Annotated in this window: 12 protein-coding genes and 4 tRNA genes; 8 read left to right on the top strand and 8 right to left on the bottom strand. The window is 41.0% G+C overall.

Annotated elements, in window-relative coordinates; all coding sequences use genetic code 11:
• Window positions 1-5 precede the first annotated feature (5 nt).
• From tatC to HMPREF1551_RS10155, 3 genes are read right to left on the bottom strand one after another with little or no spacing between them, the layout of a single operon-like run.
• Entirely contained in the window at window positions 6-830 is an 825-nt protein-coding gene (gene tatC, locus HMPREF1551_RS10165) for a twin-arginine translocase subunit TatC (protein WP_021629046.1), read from the bottom strand.
• Complete coding sequence (locus tag HMPREF1551_RS10160) at window positions 830-1927, bottom strand: BT_3928 family protein (RefSeq protein ID WP_021629045.1); 1098 nt, start codon at window positions 1925-1927, stop codon at window positions 830-832. The genes tatC and HMPREF1551_RS10160 overlap by 1 nt, the downstream gene beginning before the upstream one ends.
• Complete coding sequence (locus HMPREF1551_RS10155) at window positions 1914-2477, bottom strand: DUF1599 domain-containing protein (RefSeq protein WP_021629044.1); 564 nt, start codon at window positions 2475-2477, stop codon at window positions 1914-1916. The genes HMPREF1551_RS10160 and HMPREF1551_RS10155 overlap by 14 nt, the downstream gene beginning before the upstream one ends.
• Before the next feature lie 166 nt (window positions 2478-2643).
• Between HMPREF1551_RS10155 and HMPREF1551_RS10150 the strand changes: the two genes are divergently transcribed.
• From HMPREF1551_RS10150 to HMPREF1551_RS10125, 6 genes are all read left to right on the top strand, one after another.
• On the top strand, window positions 2644-3369 hold the full coding sequence (locus HMPREF1551_RS10150; RefSeq protein WP_021629042.1) for a 16S rRNA (uracil(1498)-N(3))-methyltransferase: 726 nt from the start codon (window positions 2644-2646) through the stop codon (window positions 3367-3369).
• 148 nt (window positions 3370-3517) lie between these two features.
• Window positions 3518-5452, top strand: coding sequence for a DUF349 domain-containing protein (locus HMPREF1551_RS10145; RefSeq protein WP_021629041.1), 1935 nt, complete (start codon window positions 3518-3520; stop codon window positions 5450-5452).
• Window positions 5453-5655: 203 nt separating this feature from the next.
• Window positions 5656-5739: transfer RNA gene (locus tag HMPREF1551_RS10140), tRNA-Ser, on the top strand.
• A gap of 21 nt (window positions 5740-5760) precedes the next feature.
• A tRNA-Pro gene (locus HMPREF1551_RS10135) sits at window positions 5761-5835 on the top strand.
• A gap of 40 nt (window positions 5836-5875) precedes the next feature.
• A tRNA-Arg gene (locus tag HMPREF1551_RS10130) sits at window positions 5876-5949 on the top strand.
• A 5-nt stretch (window positions 5950-5954) separates the two neighbouring features.
• A tRNA-Pro gene (locus tag HMPREF1551_RS10125) sits at window positions 5955-6029 on the top strand.
• Between the two features lie 100 nt (window positions 6030-6129).
• Here HMPREF1551_RS10125 and HMPREF1551_RS10120 read toward each other — a convergent pair.
• The 4 genes from HMPREF1551_RS10120 to HMPREF1551_RS10105 form a co-directional block, all read right to left on the bottom strand.
• Entirely contained in the window at window positions 6130-6714 is a 585-nt protein-coding gene (locus HMPREF1551_RS10120; RefSeq protein WP_021629039.1) for a non-canonical purine NTP diphosphatase, read from the bottom strand.
• A 10-nt stretch (window positions 6715-6724) separates the two neighbouring features.
• On the bottom strand, window positions 6725-8323 hold the full coding sequence (locus HMPREF1551_RS10115) for an LPXTG cell wall anchor domain-containing protein (RefSeq protein WP_021629038.1): 1599 nt from the start codon (window positions 8321-8323) through the stop codon (window positions 6725-6727).
• On the bottom strand, window positions 8323-9189 hold the full coding sequence (locus HMPREF1551_RS10110) for a DUF58 domain-containing protein (protein WP_021629037.1): 867 nt from the start codon (window positions 9187-9189) through the stop codon (window positions 8323-8325). The genes HMPREF1551_RS10115 and HMPREF1551_RS10110 overlap by 1 nt, the downstream gene beginning before the upstream one ends.
• A gap of 246 nt (window positions 9190-9435) precedes the next feature.
• Window positions 9436-10623: a phosphoglycerate kinase gene (locus tag HMPREF1551_RS10105; RefSeq protein ID WP_021629036.1), complete on the bottom strand. Its 1188-nt coding sequence runs from the start codon at window positions 10621-10623 to the stop codon at window positions 9436-9438.
• A 231-nt stretch (window positions 10624-10854) separates the two neighbouring features.
• Between HMPREF1551_RS10105 and HMPREF1551_RS10100 the strand changes: the two genes are divergently transcribed.
• Window positions 10855-14439, top strand: a complete 3585-nt coding sequence (locus tag HMPREF1551_RS10100; RefSeq protein WP_231374978.1) for an AAA domain-containing protein — start codon at window positions 10855-10857, stop codon at window positions 14437-14439.
• Window positions 14440-14490: 51 nt separating this feature from the next.
• Here the strand turns inward: HMPREF1551_RS10100 and hemC are convergent, their stop codons facing one another.
• Entirely contained in the window at window positions 14491-15411 is a 921-nt protein-coding gene (gene hemC, locus HMPREF1551_RS10095; protein WP_021629034.1) for a hydroxymethylbilane synthase, read from the bottom strand.
• 127 nt (window positions 15412-15538) lie between these two features.
• On the opposite strand from hemC, the gene HMPREF1551_RS10090 reads away from it, so the two are divergent.
• Window positions 15539-17449, top strand: a complete 1911-nt coding sequence (locus HMPREF1551_RS10090; RefSeq protein ID WP_021629033.1) for an ATP-dependent DNA helicase RecQ — start codon at window positions 15539-15541, stop codon at window positions 17447-17449.
• The last annotated feature ends 1 nt before the right edge of the window (window position 17450 follow it).

The raw sequence follows: 17450 nt of genomic DNA, 5'->3' as shown, positions 1-17450 counted from the left end.
GTATATCAATTTAATTTAGTTCTTTCTTGTCTTTTTTGTACTATCTTAGCTACAAAAATACTTACTTCATAGAGTATCAGTATAGGAATAGAGACGATTACCTGGCTGGCTACATCGGGAGGGGTAATAATAGCTGCCAAGATAAGGGTTACAATGATTGCATGCTTGCGATACTTGCGTAGAAAATCAGCAGTAACAATGCCCAATTTGGCCAAGAAGTAAATCACTACAGGAAGTTCGAAGATAAGCCCACAGGAGATCACCGAGGAGCGTAGCATATCTATATAAGAGGCTATATCTATCTCATTCTTAACCATTTGCCCTCCATCTACTACCGAATAAGTCGCAAAAAAATGGATCGATAATGGGGCTATAATATAGTAGCCGAAGAGTACCCCCACGAAGAATAAGATGGAGGTAATCCCTATGAAGCCTTTGGCCATCTTTCGCTCTTTCTGATAAAGCCCTGGGGAGATAAAACGCCACATTTCATACATCAAGTAAGGGAATCCTACCACTAAGCCCGTCCAGAAAGAGATCCACAAGGTAGCGGAGAACTGCCCTGTCATGGTTCGGTTCTGTATAACCAAAGGTAATTTCTGCTGACAAAAATCGGTCTCAGAGCCAAAATAGCGCCCTATTTCACAGAAAAACTGATAGGTAGGAAAATCCCCTTGCGTATGGGGAAGAATAATATACTTGAATATATATGTTTTAAAGAAAAAAGCCAACAAAGCCACTGCTATAATTACCATGGTAGCCCGAATAATATGCCAGCGTAGTATTTCTAAGTGTGCCAAGAAAGACATCTCCTCTTGTGGTTGTTCCATTACAATTCTATTTTTTCAGTGTCGTTATAGCTTACTTTTTGCATAATAGTCCCTTTTTCGAGGCGAAGTATTCCTGGATTGGCACGAATCATGGTTTTCAGTGGGGTGATATCCATTGCATAGAAGTCAAAATTCAGCCCATATTGTCCCAATAGCGCCTTAGCCTCTTCAGGAGAGGGGGTAAGCCCCACTACTCTGTAACCTGCCTTTATGGCTTTATCGGTAAGTTGCTTGATGGGGGCAAAGCCCTCCATGTTTGCTTTTTTAAGATTATAAGAAGTGATAAGCAATAACTTAGGCTCAGCCAAGAGTTCTTGAGTGACTTCTTCTCCTTGGTTCTGTATTACAAAGTCATGAATAGGGGGCTCATAGCCCTTGGATACCAATTCTGTTTCGACTGACAGATAGGTACCTCCTTCCACCTCAGGGTAAGCCCCCTGAGTGGTGATAATCTCTTCCCTATCCCCTACCTTGAATTTCCAATGGTAATCATACACTGCCTTGGGGGCATTGGCTGGTATCTCCATGCCTTTTTGAATGTTTACTCCTATTTTATAGGGGCGAAAATCGATAATAGGAAGATGTTTTTGGGTATAAGCCACCAAAATAATACAACCCAAGAGCGTAAGTGAGAGAATGCTTGCCGATATTTTGCTGGTAAAGATAGGTTTTATATGTTCTCTTGCTACCCAAAGAAGGAGTGCCAAGGCCAATAAAATCATATCTTTGGTAAATGACCCCCATGGGGTGAACTTAAGTGCATCTCCGAAACACCCACAATCGGTCACCTTATTGAAATAAGCGGAATAGAACGTAAGGAATCCAAAGAAGATAGTAAGTCCTAAAAGAGAAAGAAGGGTGAAGTTCCTTAGATAGCCCAAAAGTAGCAATACACCTAAAATAAGTTCGAAAGCTACGACAAATATAGCAATAGGATAAGCATAGGGAATAAAAAATGGCATATCAAGTACTGGTGGCTCAAAATATTCCTCTAACTTAAAAGAAAATCCTATAGGATCGACCAGTTTGACAAATCCACTGATGATAAATACCACCCCCACAATAAGGCGGATGATAGAAGTACTAATTTTTTTCATTGTTTGTTTCACTAATTTCCTCAAAAAGAATGAGTGCAAAGACAGCATAATTGATCATATCCTGATAATTAGCCTTCACCCCTTCACTGATGAGGGTTTTTCCTTTGTTATCTTCTATTTGTTTGATTCTAAGTATTTTCTGAAAAATAAGATCCGCCAATGAGCTGATACGCATATTGCGCCACGCCTCTCCATAATCATGATTCTTGCGCAGCATAAGCGCTTGTGTCTCCGCTATCATTTCCTTATACAAAGCCACCGCTTGGGGAATGTTCAAATCAGGACGATCCGCCACCGATAGCTTCAGCTGAATCAGTGCCATCACAGAATAATTGACCACAGCTACAAATTCCGGCAACTCCCCTTCCTCTACCTTTCTCTCCTGCTTCTCCTGAAGCGTTCGTATACGCTGTACCTTGATAAATAACTGATCGGTAAGCGAAGGCAAACGCAGCGTACGCCACGCACTCCCATAATCCTTCATCTTATCTGTAAATATAGACAGGCAATGGGCTATTACCTTATCATATTGCGAAATCGTTTTGTCCATATTCCCTATAGAAATTTGTACCTATAGCTTTCTTTGTTACACGGAGCAAATGTATAAAAAATATTTTTATAATCAAAATTATTTCTTGTTTAATTGAATGAACGAATTTGTCCATTGCCCCATTTGCCCATTGACAAATTATCCTTATTTTTGTCCCCAAAAAAAGATGCAGTTATTCTACCACCCTACCGTGAACCCCGAGAGTGAAAATGTGCTTTTTGACAAGGAGGAAAGCACTCATATACACAAGGTTTTACGAAAAAAGACAGGAGATTTGCTCTCTATTACTGATGGAAAGGGACACCTATACCATGCCTATATCCAAGAGATTGGTGATAAAAAGTGCCTAGCCCATATCCAATCATGTGAACTTATGCCGGCGGCTGCTTATCACCTGCATATGGTCGTCGCCCCGACCAAGATGAACGAACGCTATGAATGGTTCTTAGAGAAAGCAATGGAGATAGGACTGCAAGAGATTACCCCCATCATCTGTGAGCACTCCGAGCGAAAAGTCGTCAAAATAGAACGATTCGAAAAGCTACTTCTCTCGGCTATGAAACAATCACTACAATACTATCTGCCCAAGCTGAACCCCGCAATCTCACTACTGGAATGGCTCGACCAAGCACCAGGCGATGCCCAGTATATCGCTCATTGCCAAGAAGGCAATAGGCAATCCCTTTTCGAACAAATCAGTACCCTGCCCGATAAGGTGAAAAATATTACCATATTAATAGGTCCGGAGGGAGATTTTTCAGAAAAAGAGATCCAAAAAGCATTGGAAAAAGGCTTCATTCCAGTGGTGCTATCCCCCCACCGCCTACGTACCGAAACGGCAGCCGTGGTGGCTTGTTCGAGCGTTGCCAACGCTTTTAGTGAAAAAAAATAATTCTATTTCCAAAATTGTATTCAACTCATTATCAATCTATTGCAGATAATTATTTTTTGAATATCGCATTTTTTTACTACTTTTTTTGGCAAATTGACAAAAAAATTGTAACTTTGGGGGAAAATTAATCACAATAGTATTTCATTCTATGTTAGAAAACGAAAAAAAATCACTCCAAGATGTTTCTCCTAAAAGCATTGAAGAAGTGCAAGAGCAGACAACAATTGGAACCCCTACTGCTGATTTTCTAAACGAGATACAGCAGGAAAATGCTCGTAGTGCCGAAGATACGGAAGAGAAAAAACGCCATGAAATTCCCATGCTGAACTATGATAGTTTGGACTTGGAAACCCTTGAACGTGAATTAAAGAAACTGATTGATACAGAAAAAATCACCTCTATCAAGCCACATGTGGAGGCTATCAAGCGGGCTTTTGACAATCGCTATGCCCAGCTTGTGGAGGAAAAACGTGCTGAGTTCTTAAGCCAAGAAGATGCCGAAGATAAGGACTTTTCTTTCTCCTTGCCTATTCGTGATAGCTTTTACAAAATTTATCAGCAATACAAACAGCTCAAGGGACAACACCAAAAGCAACTCGAAGGAGAGCTTAAGGCCAACCTAGAACGAAAGCAAGAGATTATCAATGAAATAAAGAACCTTATCTCCCTAGGTAAGGACGATGTAGCGTGGGATACCAATACCCTATTACGCAAATTCCTTGACCTAAAGAAAAAATGGTATGAGATAGGAGCCGTTCCAAGAGAATATTACAATGATATCTGGAACAACTTCAATCACCATACAGACAATTTCTTTGATTACCTAAGCCTTACTCGCAATTATCAAGAGAATGATTTCAAGCAAAACTTGGAGAAAAAGAACAAACTCATAGAAAAAGCAAAGGCCTTACTCCAAGAAAGCGATGTACAAAAGGCCTTCCGCGAACTCCAACTCTTACACAAGGTATGGAAAGAAGAAACCGGCCCTGTAGAGAAAGAGTATCGAGAAAAGCTATGGGAACAATTCAGCGCTATTACCAAAGAAATTCACGATAAGCGACAGGCTTTCCTAAAGCGCTTAGAGGCTTCTTTTGTAGATAATAAGCATAAAAAGCTGGGTATCATCAGCCAAATTGAGGAAATTAACCAACAGAAACGCTCCTCTCATAGTGAGTACCAAAAGGCGATAGCTAAAGTAAATGAACTCCGTGAGGAATTCCAAAAAATCGGTCGTGTACCACAAGAAGAGTCCGATGCTATTTGGCAACGCTTCATAGAGGCTATCCGTACCTTCAGCAAGCAAAAGAACTATTTCTACAAAGAAAACAAAAAGACACAGAACGAGAATATAGCCAAGCGTCAAGAGCTTATCGATATTGCCAACGAACACAAAGATAGTTCAGACTGGGAAATGGTAACCCCCCTTATCCAAAAGATACAGGAGGATTGGAAACAAATAGGAGCCATCCCTCGAAAACTCTCCAATGCTATGTGGGAAGAGTTCCGTGCGGCTTGTAACCATTATTTCGACCGCCTCCACAAGGAAAGAAAACACCAACATAAGCAGGAAAACGCGGATATAGAGCACAAAAAGGTATTGCTCGACCAGCTAAAGGCCTTCATGCTTAGTGGTAATAAGGATGAGGATATAAAAACACTCGAAAATCTCCAAGAGAAATGGAATAGCTTGGGCAAGCTCCCTGAGCGGTTGCGTGTGTTGGATACTCGCTTCAACAAGATCATGAGCGCTATCTATAAAAAATTGAACTTTGATAAGAAACAAATAGAGCTTATCAAGTATAACAATAAGTTAGAGCACCTTCCTGAAGGGGAAGATTCCTTGGCAAGAGAGGAAATCTTCGTGCGTAAGAAGATTGATGATATTCGCAAGGATATCCTTCAATTGGAAAACAACCTACAGTTCTTTACCAATATAGACCAGAATCATCCTCTTATGAAAGAGGCACTCAAGAGTATTGATGAACAGCGTGAATCCTTAGCCTTATGGGAAGAGAAGCTAAAGGAGCTTCGCTTACGTGAAAAGAAAGAAGAAAAGGAGGCTGAAAATGCCGTTCAGGAGTAAGCTCATAACTTCTAAGAGTGTCATACTATTTGTTAGAAGCTGCCCATAAGGGCAGCTTTTTACTAACAATCAATTACTTAGGAATAAAATTATTTTTGGTAAAAAAATATTGGAAAATATTTGTTTTATACAGAAAATAGTTGTAACTTTGCACCCGCAAATGGGAAATATCATTTGCATAATGAATTTATAGTTATGGTTTAGGAGAGGTGCCGGAGTGGTAACGGAGCAGATTGCTAATCTGTCGGCGGGTAACTGTCGCCTGGGTTCGAGTCCCAGTCTCTCCGCATATTTATTGATACTTTTTTCGGGGTGTAGCGTAGTCCGGTTATCGCGCCTGGTTTGGGACCAGGAGGTCGTAGGTTCGAATCCTGCCACCCCGACTTTATTTTTGTGGCATAGTTAATTTTTATTTTAAAATGAGGTCACGTAGCTCAGTTGGATAGAGCATCTGCCTTCTAAGCAGACGGTCACAGGTTCGAATCCTGTCGTGATCACGCTTCGGGGTGTAGCGTAGTCCGGTTATCGCGCCTGGTTTGGGACCAGGAGGTCGTAGGTTCGAATCCTGCCACCCCGACTGTTTCTATCTATAAAATCTTCATTCTTACTAAGAACACTTGTTTAACAAATTGTACCATAGTAAATAGAGATACTTTTTCAAGTATCTCTATTTTTTATTATTTCTCATTTCTCTGCTCAAGAAAGGCACTTAGCTTCTGTAAGGCGCGCCCGCGGTGGCTGATACGATTTTTCTGCTCTTGTGTCATCTGTGCAAAAGTATCTTTGTAGCCCTCCGGTAAGAATACTGCATCATAGCCAAAACCTCCCGCTCCGTGCCGCTCGTGGGTGATTTCTCCACGAACTATCCCCTCGAAGGTATACAATTCCGTCCCTAAGCAAAGGGCAAATATCGTTTTGAACTGTGCCGCTCGGTCGGATTGCTGCTGTAAGTTCTCAAGCAATAGGTTGATATTGGCCTCATTGTCCTTTGCCTCTCCTGCATAACGCGCAGAATAGACCCCTGGGGCATTGTCCAATGCCCTTACTTCCAAGCCTGTATCATCAGCAAAAGTATCATAGCCATATCGCTCCTTGACATATCGGGCTTTCTGGATGGCATTTCCCTCTATGGTATCAGCCGTCTCGGGTATCTCCTGATGGCAACCAATCTCATCCAAGGTAAGCAGGGTCAGCCCCGGAGGAAGCATACGCTGTACCTCACTGAGCTTATGGGAATTATGGGTAGCAAATACTAATTTCATTTTAAAAAAACTACATATGAATCGTTGTCATGATTTTTTCCACTAAGGAAGCACTCATTGCTCTTTCCTTCTCTGGATAGGCGAAAAGCAACATATGCAAATTCTCTCCTTGTATGAAAAAGAAACTTTGATAGCGCATCGGCTCAGGCTCCTTGGCACGCTGGGTAAAAGAACCGAATACCTTATGACCTGCGATCCCTTGTACAGTAGTATAAGGATCATCCTTAATCATGATATTTTCTCCTTGGAAATACCGCATCAGTTCCATTTCTATCATTTTAAGCACCAACTCATTAAGCGCATTTTCTCCTTGAGTTTCTTCTGCATTAGCCGCTGCATCTCCTATATATTCTTTCAAATTGGTTGATATAAGCATGATAGAAAGCGGATCTTTTGCTTGCTTATAGAGGAATCGCACCTGATCGGTGCTATTTTTCTCACGTTTGAGCACATGAGGGGTCGATAGGGTCACCGGAGGATAACCATACGCGCTGGTAATCCAGTTTTCCATATTGATATATTCCCTTTGCCCCATGGTAAAGGCATACCAAGTCCCCCATACCATAAGCGAAAGCAATAATCCTGCGGCAGCAATAATAGCAATATATCGGTTGCGTTTTTTCTTTTGCAAGACTTCCATACGCTTTCTCTGGTAGGTATCTTGCTCATTTTCTTCCTCTGTTTCTACTATATCAGGTAGGCCTTCGTTGGTTTTTACCACGATTGTTTCTATGGACTTACGGTCGTTCTCGGCTTCAAAATCCTCCGGCTTGGACTTGGCAAACTTGACCAAATCAGCCTTATGGAGTACCGTCTTAAGTTCCTCCAACACCTCAGGGGAAAGATGGAGCTTACCGGCATCCAAGAATACTTGTAGCTTAGCCAAAAGCTCATCCGTAGTACTTTCGGTAGCAGAGATGTGTATCTCCTCCTCTAAATATTTGCGAATGATATCGGTAAGTACGGAGTAATATTCCTTATGATTAGATTCTATCAGGTAGCGAGAGTTCTGCAAGTTCTTGAGCTTGAGCAGTGCCCTATCAAAAGGAGGGAGAATAGCCTCTGGATTCTCTATTTTTTGTCTTTTCCTTTTGAAGAAAAACCAATATCCACCAGCTACTATTCCTAAAAAGAGCAATATCCCGATCCAAAGGAGCCAAGAAGAAGACTTATCTTTTACTTTTTCAATCTCAATGGCCGATTTTACTGGATAAAGAGGCTGTTTTAGGGTATCTATCACTACATTTCGTACTGCCAAAAGTAACGAATCTGTCTTATATTCCCGATTATTGACATCAATCCGCAAAGGTCGCAAGACATAATGCCCCGTATCGAACTGAGTGAGGCCATATTCTTTAATAAAACGTACCTTGTCATGTTCGCGCAAGGTATCTATTTTATTTTCACGGATAACCTCGAAAGGGACAAACTGTTCTGGAGTTGGGAAAAAAACTTGTGCATTAGCCTCCGTTTGTACGGTAATTTTATAGCGTATCTCCTCCCCTATCTTGATCTCTTTTCGGTCGGCAGAGGTAGCTATATCCACCTGCTGACTGTAGAGAAAGACAGGAAGAAGGAAGAAAAACAAACTAATTCTTATATACTTCATCAAGCTCTGTATTTGAAATATCCTAATAGTTTTTTGGAATAACTCTCATCGGTACGGCACTGAAGTACACCTGCTCCTAAGCGGCGGAAGGTCGTTTCGAAATAGTCGGTACGTTCCCGATAGAATTGTTCATAGGCCTTGCGCAGCGCTGCGGAAGTGGTATCCAAATAAGAAAGTGCTCCGCTCTCGGCATCTTGCGCCAATATCAGTCCCACATTGGGTAAGGTCTCTTCCCTGGGGTCATAGAGCCGGATTCCGGTAAGGTCGTGCTTGCGAGCGGCTATCTGCAAGGGTTTTTGATAATCTTTGTCTATAAAATCCGATAGTACGAAAGTAATGGTACGTTTTTTGGTCACCTTGTTCAGGAACTCAAAGGCCTTTGCAATATTTGTTTTCTTGTTTTTGGGCTGAAACTCAATCAACTCTCGTATGATACGCAATATATGCGATTTGCCCTTTTTAGGAGGGATATACAGCTCCACTTGGTCGGAGAAGAGGATCAGTCCTGTTTTGTCATTATTTTGCAAGGCAGCAAAGGCCAAGGTAGCAGCGATCTCTGTTAGAATCTCATTTTTGAACTGCTGCAAAGAGCCAAAAAGCTCACTACCACTAACATCCACCAGGAGCATCAGCGTTAGTTCACGTTCTTCCTCAAAGACCTTGACATAAGTCTCATTATAGCGAGCCGTTACATTCCAGTCGATATTGCGGATATCATCTCCATACTGGTAAGGGCGCACCTCGCTGAAGGTCATCCCGCGCCCCTTGAAGGCTGAATGATACTCCCCCCCGAAGACATTATCGCTCAAACGCTTGGTCTTTATCTCTATCTTCCTTACTTTTTTAAGAATTTCCTTGGTATCCATTTTTTTAATGGTTAATGGCTAATGGTCAATGGTTAGTCATTAATAATTAACCATTTATCATTACCCTCAAATATCATGCAAAACTACAATTTTGTTTCTAAAAGTTTTTGTAAATATGAAATCTTTTTGCTTGGTTCCTAGAACATTATTATTCGATTAAGAAAATCATTATTCTTTTACCATTTTTTTATATAAAACAAGGGCGAAAAAATTTCGCCCTTATTCATGTATGTTTTAAGCCACTGCTTAGTCGTTAATAGCCTTGATACCTGGGAGGATTTTTCCTTCCAAACTTTCTAACATAGCGCCTCCACCGGTGGAAACATAGCTTACTTTGTCCTCGAAGCCAAATTGTTTTACCGCAGCAACGGAGTCACCCCCTCCTACAAGAGAGAAAGCTCCCTTAGCAGTAGCTTCTGCGACAAACTCTCCTACTGCGATGGTACCTTTGGCAAAGTTAGGCATCTCGAATACCCCCACAGGGCCATTCCAAAGAATTGTTTTGGATTCGAGAAGTACCTTTTTGAAGATTTCCAAGGATTTTTCTCCCGCATCCAAGCCTTGCCAACCATTAGGAATCTGGTCGATAGGCACCACTTGAGTAGAAGCATTGTTATTGAAATCATTAGCTGCTACTACATCCACAGGTAGGTGTACTTGTACGCCTTTTTCTTTGGCCTTTTTCAAAATATCCAAAGCTAAATCCAGCTTATCATCCTCACAGATAGAGTTTCCTATTTGGCCGCCTTGGGATTTGATAAAGGTAAAGGCCATCCCCCCTCCGATGATGAGGTGGTTGATCTTGTCCAAAATATTTTCAATGATGGTAATCTTGGACGATACCTTAGAACCACCTAAAATAGCCGTTACAGGTTTTTCTCCTGATTTCATCACCTTATCAATACTTTCGATCTCTTTGGCAAGGAGGTAACCGAAATACTTATCCTTGGGGAAGAATTTGGCCAAGATAGTCGTAGAGGCATGGGCACGGTGTGCGGTACCAAAGGCATCATTGACATAGATATCCCCGAGCTTAGCGAGCTTGCCAGCAAAAGCCTCATCCCCTTTTTCTTCTTCAGGATAGAAGCGTACGTTTTCCAATAGGAGCACCTCACCGGCGGGTAGGTTTTTAGCCGTATTTTCAGCCACTTCCCCTATGCAATCAGGGGCAAAATGAGTAGGAACCCCCAATACTTGACCTATTTGTTTTACTAAGTGAGAGAAAGAATACTTATCATCTTTCCCTTTAGGGCGTCCAAAGTGAGAGAGGAGAATAGCACTTCCCCCATCCTTAACGATTTTAAGAATGGTAGGCTTAGCAGCCTCAATACGAGTGGTATCGGTAATCTCAAATTGCTCATTGACAGGCACGTTGAAATCCACACGTACCAACACTTTCTTGCCCTTACAAGAAATATCGTTGATGGTCTTCATATATGGTAAATTTAATCTTGTTTTCGCTTATTTGGCAAAGCCGCGCAAATATAGGTTTTTTTCTTGTAATAAACAAGAATTTAATAAGGTAATTTGTTAATGATTCAATAAGCCAATTGATAAAAATTTATTTGTGAAAATATTAGGGATTTTGAAAAATTGTTTATACTTTTACGGCCTAATTTTATAAGTAAAAAAATAATGATTAGTAAGTCTGTTAAAAATTGGTTATTGTATTATAGAGCCTCCTTGATCGATGCCTCAAGAGGTCGTAAAAATGATATGCTAAAAGAACCTATTATCAAAGAGAATTTTAATCTCTCTTGTTTTGAAAATAATGAGATAAAAATAATTAGTGAATTCCTAAAATATGACCCCTATTGCTTCAAATTTGGTGATTATATCTCTGATAAAGATTCTTTCGATGCCGTATATACCGAGGGAAAAGAGGTTGAAGTGGTCAAATTTGACAAAAATAACCACGAACTTTGGAGTAAAAATCCTTTGAAATTCTACAGAATAGAGATTGCTCCTGTATATATGCAGCCTGAAAGAGAACATGCTATTGCCATAAAAGAAGAAGACACTCATTACCCCTATTGGATTCCTGCTTATATGAGAGAGGACGGAAAATTATTCCCGCCCAAGGAAGATGATATTCCCCTTTTCTTACGTGAATACTTAGCCCCTAACCCTCATGAAAATCCTATCATCGCTGATATAGACCAATTGGATGGAGAGAACGCTAACTACCTCTTCAACAGAGATGCATGGGACAAATATTGGAAAGACTGTGAAAACTATTTTATTAAGGTTACCGGTAAAAAATATGCTGATGTACAGATCATTACAGAAAGTTCCCCTATTGTTAAGTTCAAAATCTGTAAGTATCGCAATAACAGTATGACCAATAATATCATTAACCTATATAATTTTTTGGTTAAAAAAGAGGACACCGACTATAAACATACCTTATTGGAAAAATTATTGGATTCTGCTCCTGTAAAAACATCTACAGACTATGACCATATAGCCATCACACTTCCTGATACTCATTATGGGTATATGGGTGATGAGTTTCCGCTCTCTGAATCACAGCGAGAGGCTTTTGGAAAATATCAAGATGCATCTCTTAATGATATTTTTGCTATTAATGGTCCTCCAGGCACTGGGAAAACAACCATACTGCAAGCCTTCATTGCTAATATCATAGTCAATGCCGTATTGAAGAATGCTCCAGCTCCTCTGATCGTAGGCTGCTCTACCAATAACCAAGCTATCACCAATATCTTGGATAGTATGAAGTTGGATAACAAGAAACAAGACCCTCTGAAAGATCGATGGATTCCTAAAGTATCTTCTTTTGGCTTATATCTTATCTCATCCTCAAAAACTGATATAAAAAACTATCAATATACCAAAGATTTCAAAGACGGATTCTGCTTAGAAATAGATAATGAAGGATATGCGATCCAATATGAAAAATATTTTCTTGATAAGTTCTTCGCTTATATGAATCAAGAAAAATTTAACGCTGATCCTAATAAAATTACCAATATAACCCAAGCCAAAAATTATTTAAGAAGCCTCATCGAAGGTTATAAAAAGAGTATTGACAATTGTATTCGTATTACTTATGAAAAAGTAACTATAAATCAATTCTTAAGAAAACATCATTTTTCTTGTGAAGAAGAATTAGCTCTTATCATAGATAAAAATAATGAAGAGGTTATAAAAACTAATAATCTGCTTCGCACTTTAGAGATATATAAAAAAGATCTAGAACAAAGATATCTATCTTTTCCTTTCTATATTAAGTATTTTTCTATTTTTGGTTTTAAAAAAATAAAGGAAAATGCTTTCAAACTTATTCTAAAGGATCATTTGAGATTATACAGTCATATTCCTTTGCATAAATATTTCCTTTTGCAATCGGAAACTGATGAACTATTACTTAAAAACGAAAATGTACTCAAAGAATTAGTAAAAAAGCAAAATGAACTACAAGAAATAAAATCAAAAATAGATAAAATATATCAAAGCTATAATGAATTAATTGCTAAATGGGATGAAAAATACGGTGATAGATTAGAAAATCTTATACGTAAAACAGGAGATGAATATAAGTATCTTCCTACAGCTGATGATATGGCTGTAAGAATGGACATCTCCTTGAGAAATGTGCTATTTTGGCTCTGTGTACATTATAGAGAGGCTGAATTTATAGAAGAACAGAAGATAAGAGCTAATAATCCTGACAATAATAATGACTTAGATAAAAAAAGACGCTTAGCTAAAATAGTACCTTTATTTATCTCTACTTTTCATACCTTCCCAAAGTTCTGTACTTTCTATTCTAATCAAAATGGAACAACTTATCATGCTCAGCTCTTCGATTATATGATCATAGATGAGGCTGGACAAGTATCTCCTGAAGTAGCGGTAGCTTCTTTCTATCTTACCAAAAAGATTCTTTCAGTAGGTGATATCTATCAGATAGAACCTATTTGGAGCATAGCACCTCCTTTGGACTATAAAAATATGGAAAAATACCACATTGTAAATGACGACAATGATTTCAAAGAACTTAGTGAAAGAGGATATCTTGCTTCCGATGGTAGCGTGATGAAAATGGCTTTGTACAAATCTCCATATAGTTATCAAACAGCTAATAAAACTACAGAAAAAGGCGTACTCCTAAGGGAACACAGGCGTTGCTTAGATAATATTGTAGCCTATGCCAACCAATATGTATACCAAAATAGCCTAAAACTACTCGGTGGTAAGACTCATAACAAGCCCCATGACTTACCTCCTTTAGGCTACTTACATGTAGAGGGTAATTGTGAAAAATACCTTACCAGCAAAAGAAACGAAGCAGAAGCTATGGCCATAGCGGTTTGGCTCGAAGGTAAAGAGACTGAATTGGAACAGGCTTATGGAAAGTCTTTAGATGAAATTGTAGCTATCATCACCCCTTATTCTGCTCAAAAAGAATACCTAAAAGAGCTGATAAACAAGCGTTTTCCCAAGGAAATAAGCGAAAAGATAATCATAGGTACCGTACATGCCCTGCAAGGTGCTGAACGCCCTGTCATTTTATTCTCAGCTACCAATACCGATCTCACTGAAAATGTTTTTATGAACTATGGGGGTAAAAAGAATATGCTCAATGTAGCCACTACCCGTGCCAAACATTCCTTTATTGTTTTTGCCAATATGAATATCTTCAGACCTGGCATGAATACTCCCGCTTCCTACTTGGCCAACTTATTATATAGTACCGAAGGAAGTGCTCTTGATAATCATTTTGTATATCAACAGGAAATTCTTTTCCCTAATAGGGACAGCCAAATTCGCTGTAAGCATCTGAACAGCTTAGCTGATCACCAATATATTCTAAAAGAATGCTTTAGAGTAGCAGAAAAGGAACTGATTATTTGCTCCCCCTTTATCTCTATCAATGCTATTGAGCGAGACAATATTGTTTCACTCATTACTGAAGCCAAAGAAAGAGGAGTGAAAATTGTAATTATTACCGATATGACCTTTGATATAGAAAAAGGTAGGCTCAGGGAATACTCTAAAAGAGGAAGGGATGCCATAGAGAGAGCAGGGGCTACTCTTATCATACATCCTCATATTCATAGCAAAACTATCTGTGTAGATCAAAAAATACTTATGGAAGGTTCTTTTAATTGGTTATCTGCTTCTAGAGATAAAGACTATGCCAATAAAGAATCCACGATATTATTGGAAGGAGAGGTTAGCTCATACATAGAAAAGGTCAAAACAAACCTTAATATAAAGTTCTAAAAATATCCCTCGCGCCTTCGGCGCGAGGGATATTTTATCTTTTTATCCTTCCTACCTCCCTGTCACCTTTTTTATCTGCTGCATCAGTTCAGCACCCCCTTGGGAGAGGATTTCCTCGGCACAGGCTTCGGGGAAATCCCCGAGAGCGTGGAGGGAAACGCATTTGCTGACTTCTATGACGGTGGTACCATCCAAGGAAAAGAGGTTGCCGACAAAGGAGAGTTGATCCCCTTCGAGGGTGGCATGGGCTCCGATGGGGGCGGTACAGCCTCCTTCTAAGCGCTTGAGAAAGCGGCGCTCAATATCGGTAGCCTTATCGGTGGCGGGGTGATTGATTTGGGCGAGGGCTTCGAGGGCATAGGTATCATGTGCCATGGCAACGGCTAAGATGGCACCTTGAGCGGGAGCGGGGGTCATCCAATCCAAAACGTGGGTCTGTAGGTGTTCTTGTTGCAAGCGCTCGAGGGCAGCAGCAGCAAAGATCGCCCCCTGCCATGGGTTTTCCTGGAGCTTATGCAGGCGGGTGGCAATATTCCCACGGAGGTTTTCCACCTTATGAGTGGGGTACCTTCGCAGCCATTGCGCCTTGCGGCGCAGGCTCCCAGTAGCTATGGTCGCCTTGGGAAGGGAGAGGAAATCTAAGTTTTCCTTATAGACAAGTACATCCTGCACTTTAGCACGCTCGAGAACAGCTGCCTTGACGATCCCATGCGGGAGGGCTGTAGGCACATCCTTCATGCTATGCACCGCTATATCGATGGTTCCCTGAAGCATGGCCACATCCAATACTTTGGTAAATACCCCTGTAATCCCCATCTCGTATAGGGGGATATCCAAGGTCAGGTCGCCCTGCGACTTTACCGGTACTAAGGTGGTGGCATAGCCTAAATGCTCTAACAAAGATTGTACCTTCTTAGCCTGCCAAAGCGCTAACTCACTATCGCGGGTACCTATGCGTAATACTTTTTCCATGGGTTATAAATGACGGACAAAGATAGTACTTTTTATGCACCTATACAAACAAAATCAACAATTAAGCATTAATCATTGACTATTAAGCATTAATTTTGTATTTTTGTCGGCTCAAAACATCATCTATATGGAGGCACTTGCCTTAGAAATACTCAAGAAGCATTGGGGGTATGATAGCTTTCGTCCTGCCCAAGAACCTATCGTTGAGGCTATTCTTGAGGGGAAGGATACCCTGGCGATGCTCCCCACCGGAGGGGGGAAGTCGCTTTGCTTTCAGGTTCCCGCCATGCTTCGGGAGGGAGTGTGCTTGGTCATCTCTCCTTTGATTTCGCTGATGGAAGACCAGGTACGCAACCTTACCGAAAGAGGTATCTCGGCCTTAGCCCTTACGGGTTCTATCCCCTATCATGAGATGGAACGGCTGCTGAACAATGTACAGAGTGAAGCCTATAAGTTTCTCTATATAGCCCCCGAGCGCCTACTCAATGAGCAGGTAAGCCAGCGGCTAAAGCATATCCCGCTAAGCTATATCGTAATCGACGAGGCACACTGTATCTCCCATTGGGGCAAGGACTTCCGCCCCTCCTACTTGGAGTGTCGCAGGCTTCGGGAGTGGTTCCCTACGCTCCCTATCATTGCCCTTACGGCCACCGCTACCGAAAGGGTAGAGAAGGATATATTGGAGCTATTGGAAATGCCCAAAGCAACTGTCATCAAGGGAAGCCTTGTCCGCTCTCAATTGGCCTATATGACCTATTATATAGAAGACAAATGGGACAGACTTAGGCGTATCCTGCTCAAGAACAAGGAAAGTAGCATCGTATATGTCCGCAACCGCCGCCTCAGTGAGGAGCTTGCTCAGCATTTGGTCGAAGAAGGCTTTTCAGCTACCAGCTTCCACGGAGGACTTTCCCCCGAAGAGAAAGGGCGACGGCTAAGCATGTGGAAGTTAGACGACGTGCAGGTGATGGTCGCTACCAATGCCTTCGGTATGGGAATCGACAAGGCCGATGTACGCACCGTTATCCACTGGGACTTACCCAGCTCCTTGGAGGACTATTTCCAAGAGGCAGGGCGTGCTGGACGAGACAATCGCAAGGCCTTTGCCATCTTATTATACAACGACAATGATGTAAAGAAACTCTTAGTAGATACCCAGCGAAGCCAAGTCTCTATTCCCTTCCTCAAGGAGCTGTATCCCAAGCTGTGCAGCTACTTTCAAATAGCCATAGGTGAAGGAGAACACACGACTCAGGTATTCAACTTGGCCGACTTTGCCACCCGATTGCAAATGGATGCACTGAAGGTATATCAGGCCTTGGAGATCTTGGATCGCAATGGGGTGCTTGCCCTAAGTCAAGCCTTTTCTAGAAAAGCCAGCGTACAAATATTGCGATCCAGCCAAGAGGTTATCCACTATTTGTCTCAAAACACCTCCCTAAAGGAGCTTCTTTTCTTTCTCATGCGCAAATATGCCGGTATTCATGAGCAAAACATCTCCTTTAGAGTAGAGAAAATAGCCTCCAACCTACATACCACAACCGCTGAAGTACAGAAAAAATTAGAAAAACTCCATGAAGACGGGGTCATCGCTTATAAAAGTGAGAATACCGATGCCGAAATCACCTTCCTTATGCCTCGGGATGATGATAGAACTATCAACTATATCGCTCCACAGGTAAAATGGTACAACCAACATAAGGAAACCCAATGCAGAGAAGTACTCCGATACATAGAACAAGAAGAGTGCTGCAACCAACAATTTCTTCTGGGCTATTTTGGAGAATCCCTCAAGGAGCCTTGTGGCATCTGTTCCTATTGTATAGAGCGAAAGCAAAAAAATCTCTCCAAAGAGCGTATCAAGGCTATCTCAGAAGAGCTATTATCACTCATTGCTTATCACCCTATGACCTCACAGGAAATTTGCCAGGAAAGTGGCTATCACGAATGGGAAATCTTACATGTACTCACCTTACTCTTAGATGCAGAAAGGATTCAGGTGCTTCAAGGAAATCAATATTCTATCAACAACCGATAGT

The organism is Capnocytophaga sp. oral taxon 863 str. F0517, from assembly GCF_000466425.1.
Taxonomy (GTDB): domain Bacteria; phylum Bacteroidota; class Bacteroidia; order Flavobacteriales; family Flavobacteriaceae; genus Capnocytophaga.
Note: the sequence above shows the minus strand (reverse complement) of the source record. Positions and strands in the feature narration are given on the sequence as shown.

Bases quoted from the DNA above. Each gene is read 5' to 3' on its own strand.
- tatC (WP_021629046.1), bottom strand. From the start codon at position 830: ATGGAACAACCACAAGAGGAGATGTCTTTCTTGGCACACTTAGAAATA.
- HMPREF1551_RS10160 (WP_021629045.1), bottom strand. From the start codon at position 1,927: ATGAAAAAAATTAGTACTTCTATCATCCGCCTTATTGTGGGGGTGGTA.
- HMPREF1551_RS10155 (WP_021629044.1), bottom strand. From the start codon at position 2,477: ATGGACAAAACGATTTCGCAATATGATAAGGTAATAGCCCATTGCCTG.
- HMPREF1551_RS10150 (WP_021629042.1), top strand. From the start codon at position 2,644: ATGCAGTTATTCTACCACCCTACCGTGAACCCCGAGAGTGAAAATGTG.
- HMPREF1551_RS10145 (WP_021629041.1), top strand. From the start codon at position 3,518: ATGTTAGAAAACGAAAAAAAATCACTCCAAGATGTTTCTCCTAAAAGC.
- HMPREF1551_RS10120 (WP_021629039.1), bottom strand. From the start codon at position 6,714: ATGAAATTAGTATTTGCTACCCATAATTCCCATAAGCTCAGTGAGGTA.
- HMPREF1551_RS10115 (WP_021629038.1), bottom strand. From the start codon at position 8,323: ATGAAGTATATAAGAATTAGTTTGTTTTTCTTCCTTCTTCCTGTCTTT.
- HMPREF1551_RS10110 (WP_021629037.1), bottom strand. From the start codon at position 9,189: ATGGATACCAAGGAAATTCTTAAAAAAGTAAGGAAGATAGAGATAAAG.
- HMPREF1551_RS10105 (WP_021629036.1), bottom strand. From the start codon at position 10,623: ATGAAGACCATCAACGATATTTCTTGTAAGGGCAAGAAAGTGTTGGTA.
- hemC (WP_021629034.1), bottom strand. From the start codon at position 15,411: ATGGAAAAAGTATTACGCATAGGTACCCGCGATAGTGAGTTAGCGCTT.
- HMPREF1551_RS10090 (WP_021629033.1), top strand. From the start codon at position 15,539: ATGGAGGCACTTGCCTTAGAAATACTCAAGAAGCATTGGGGGTATGAT.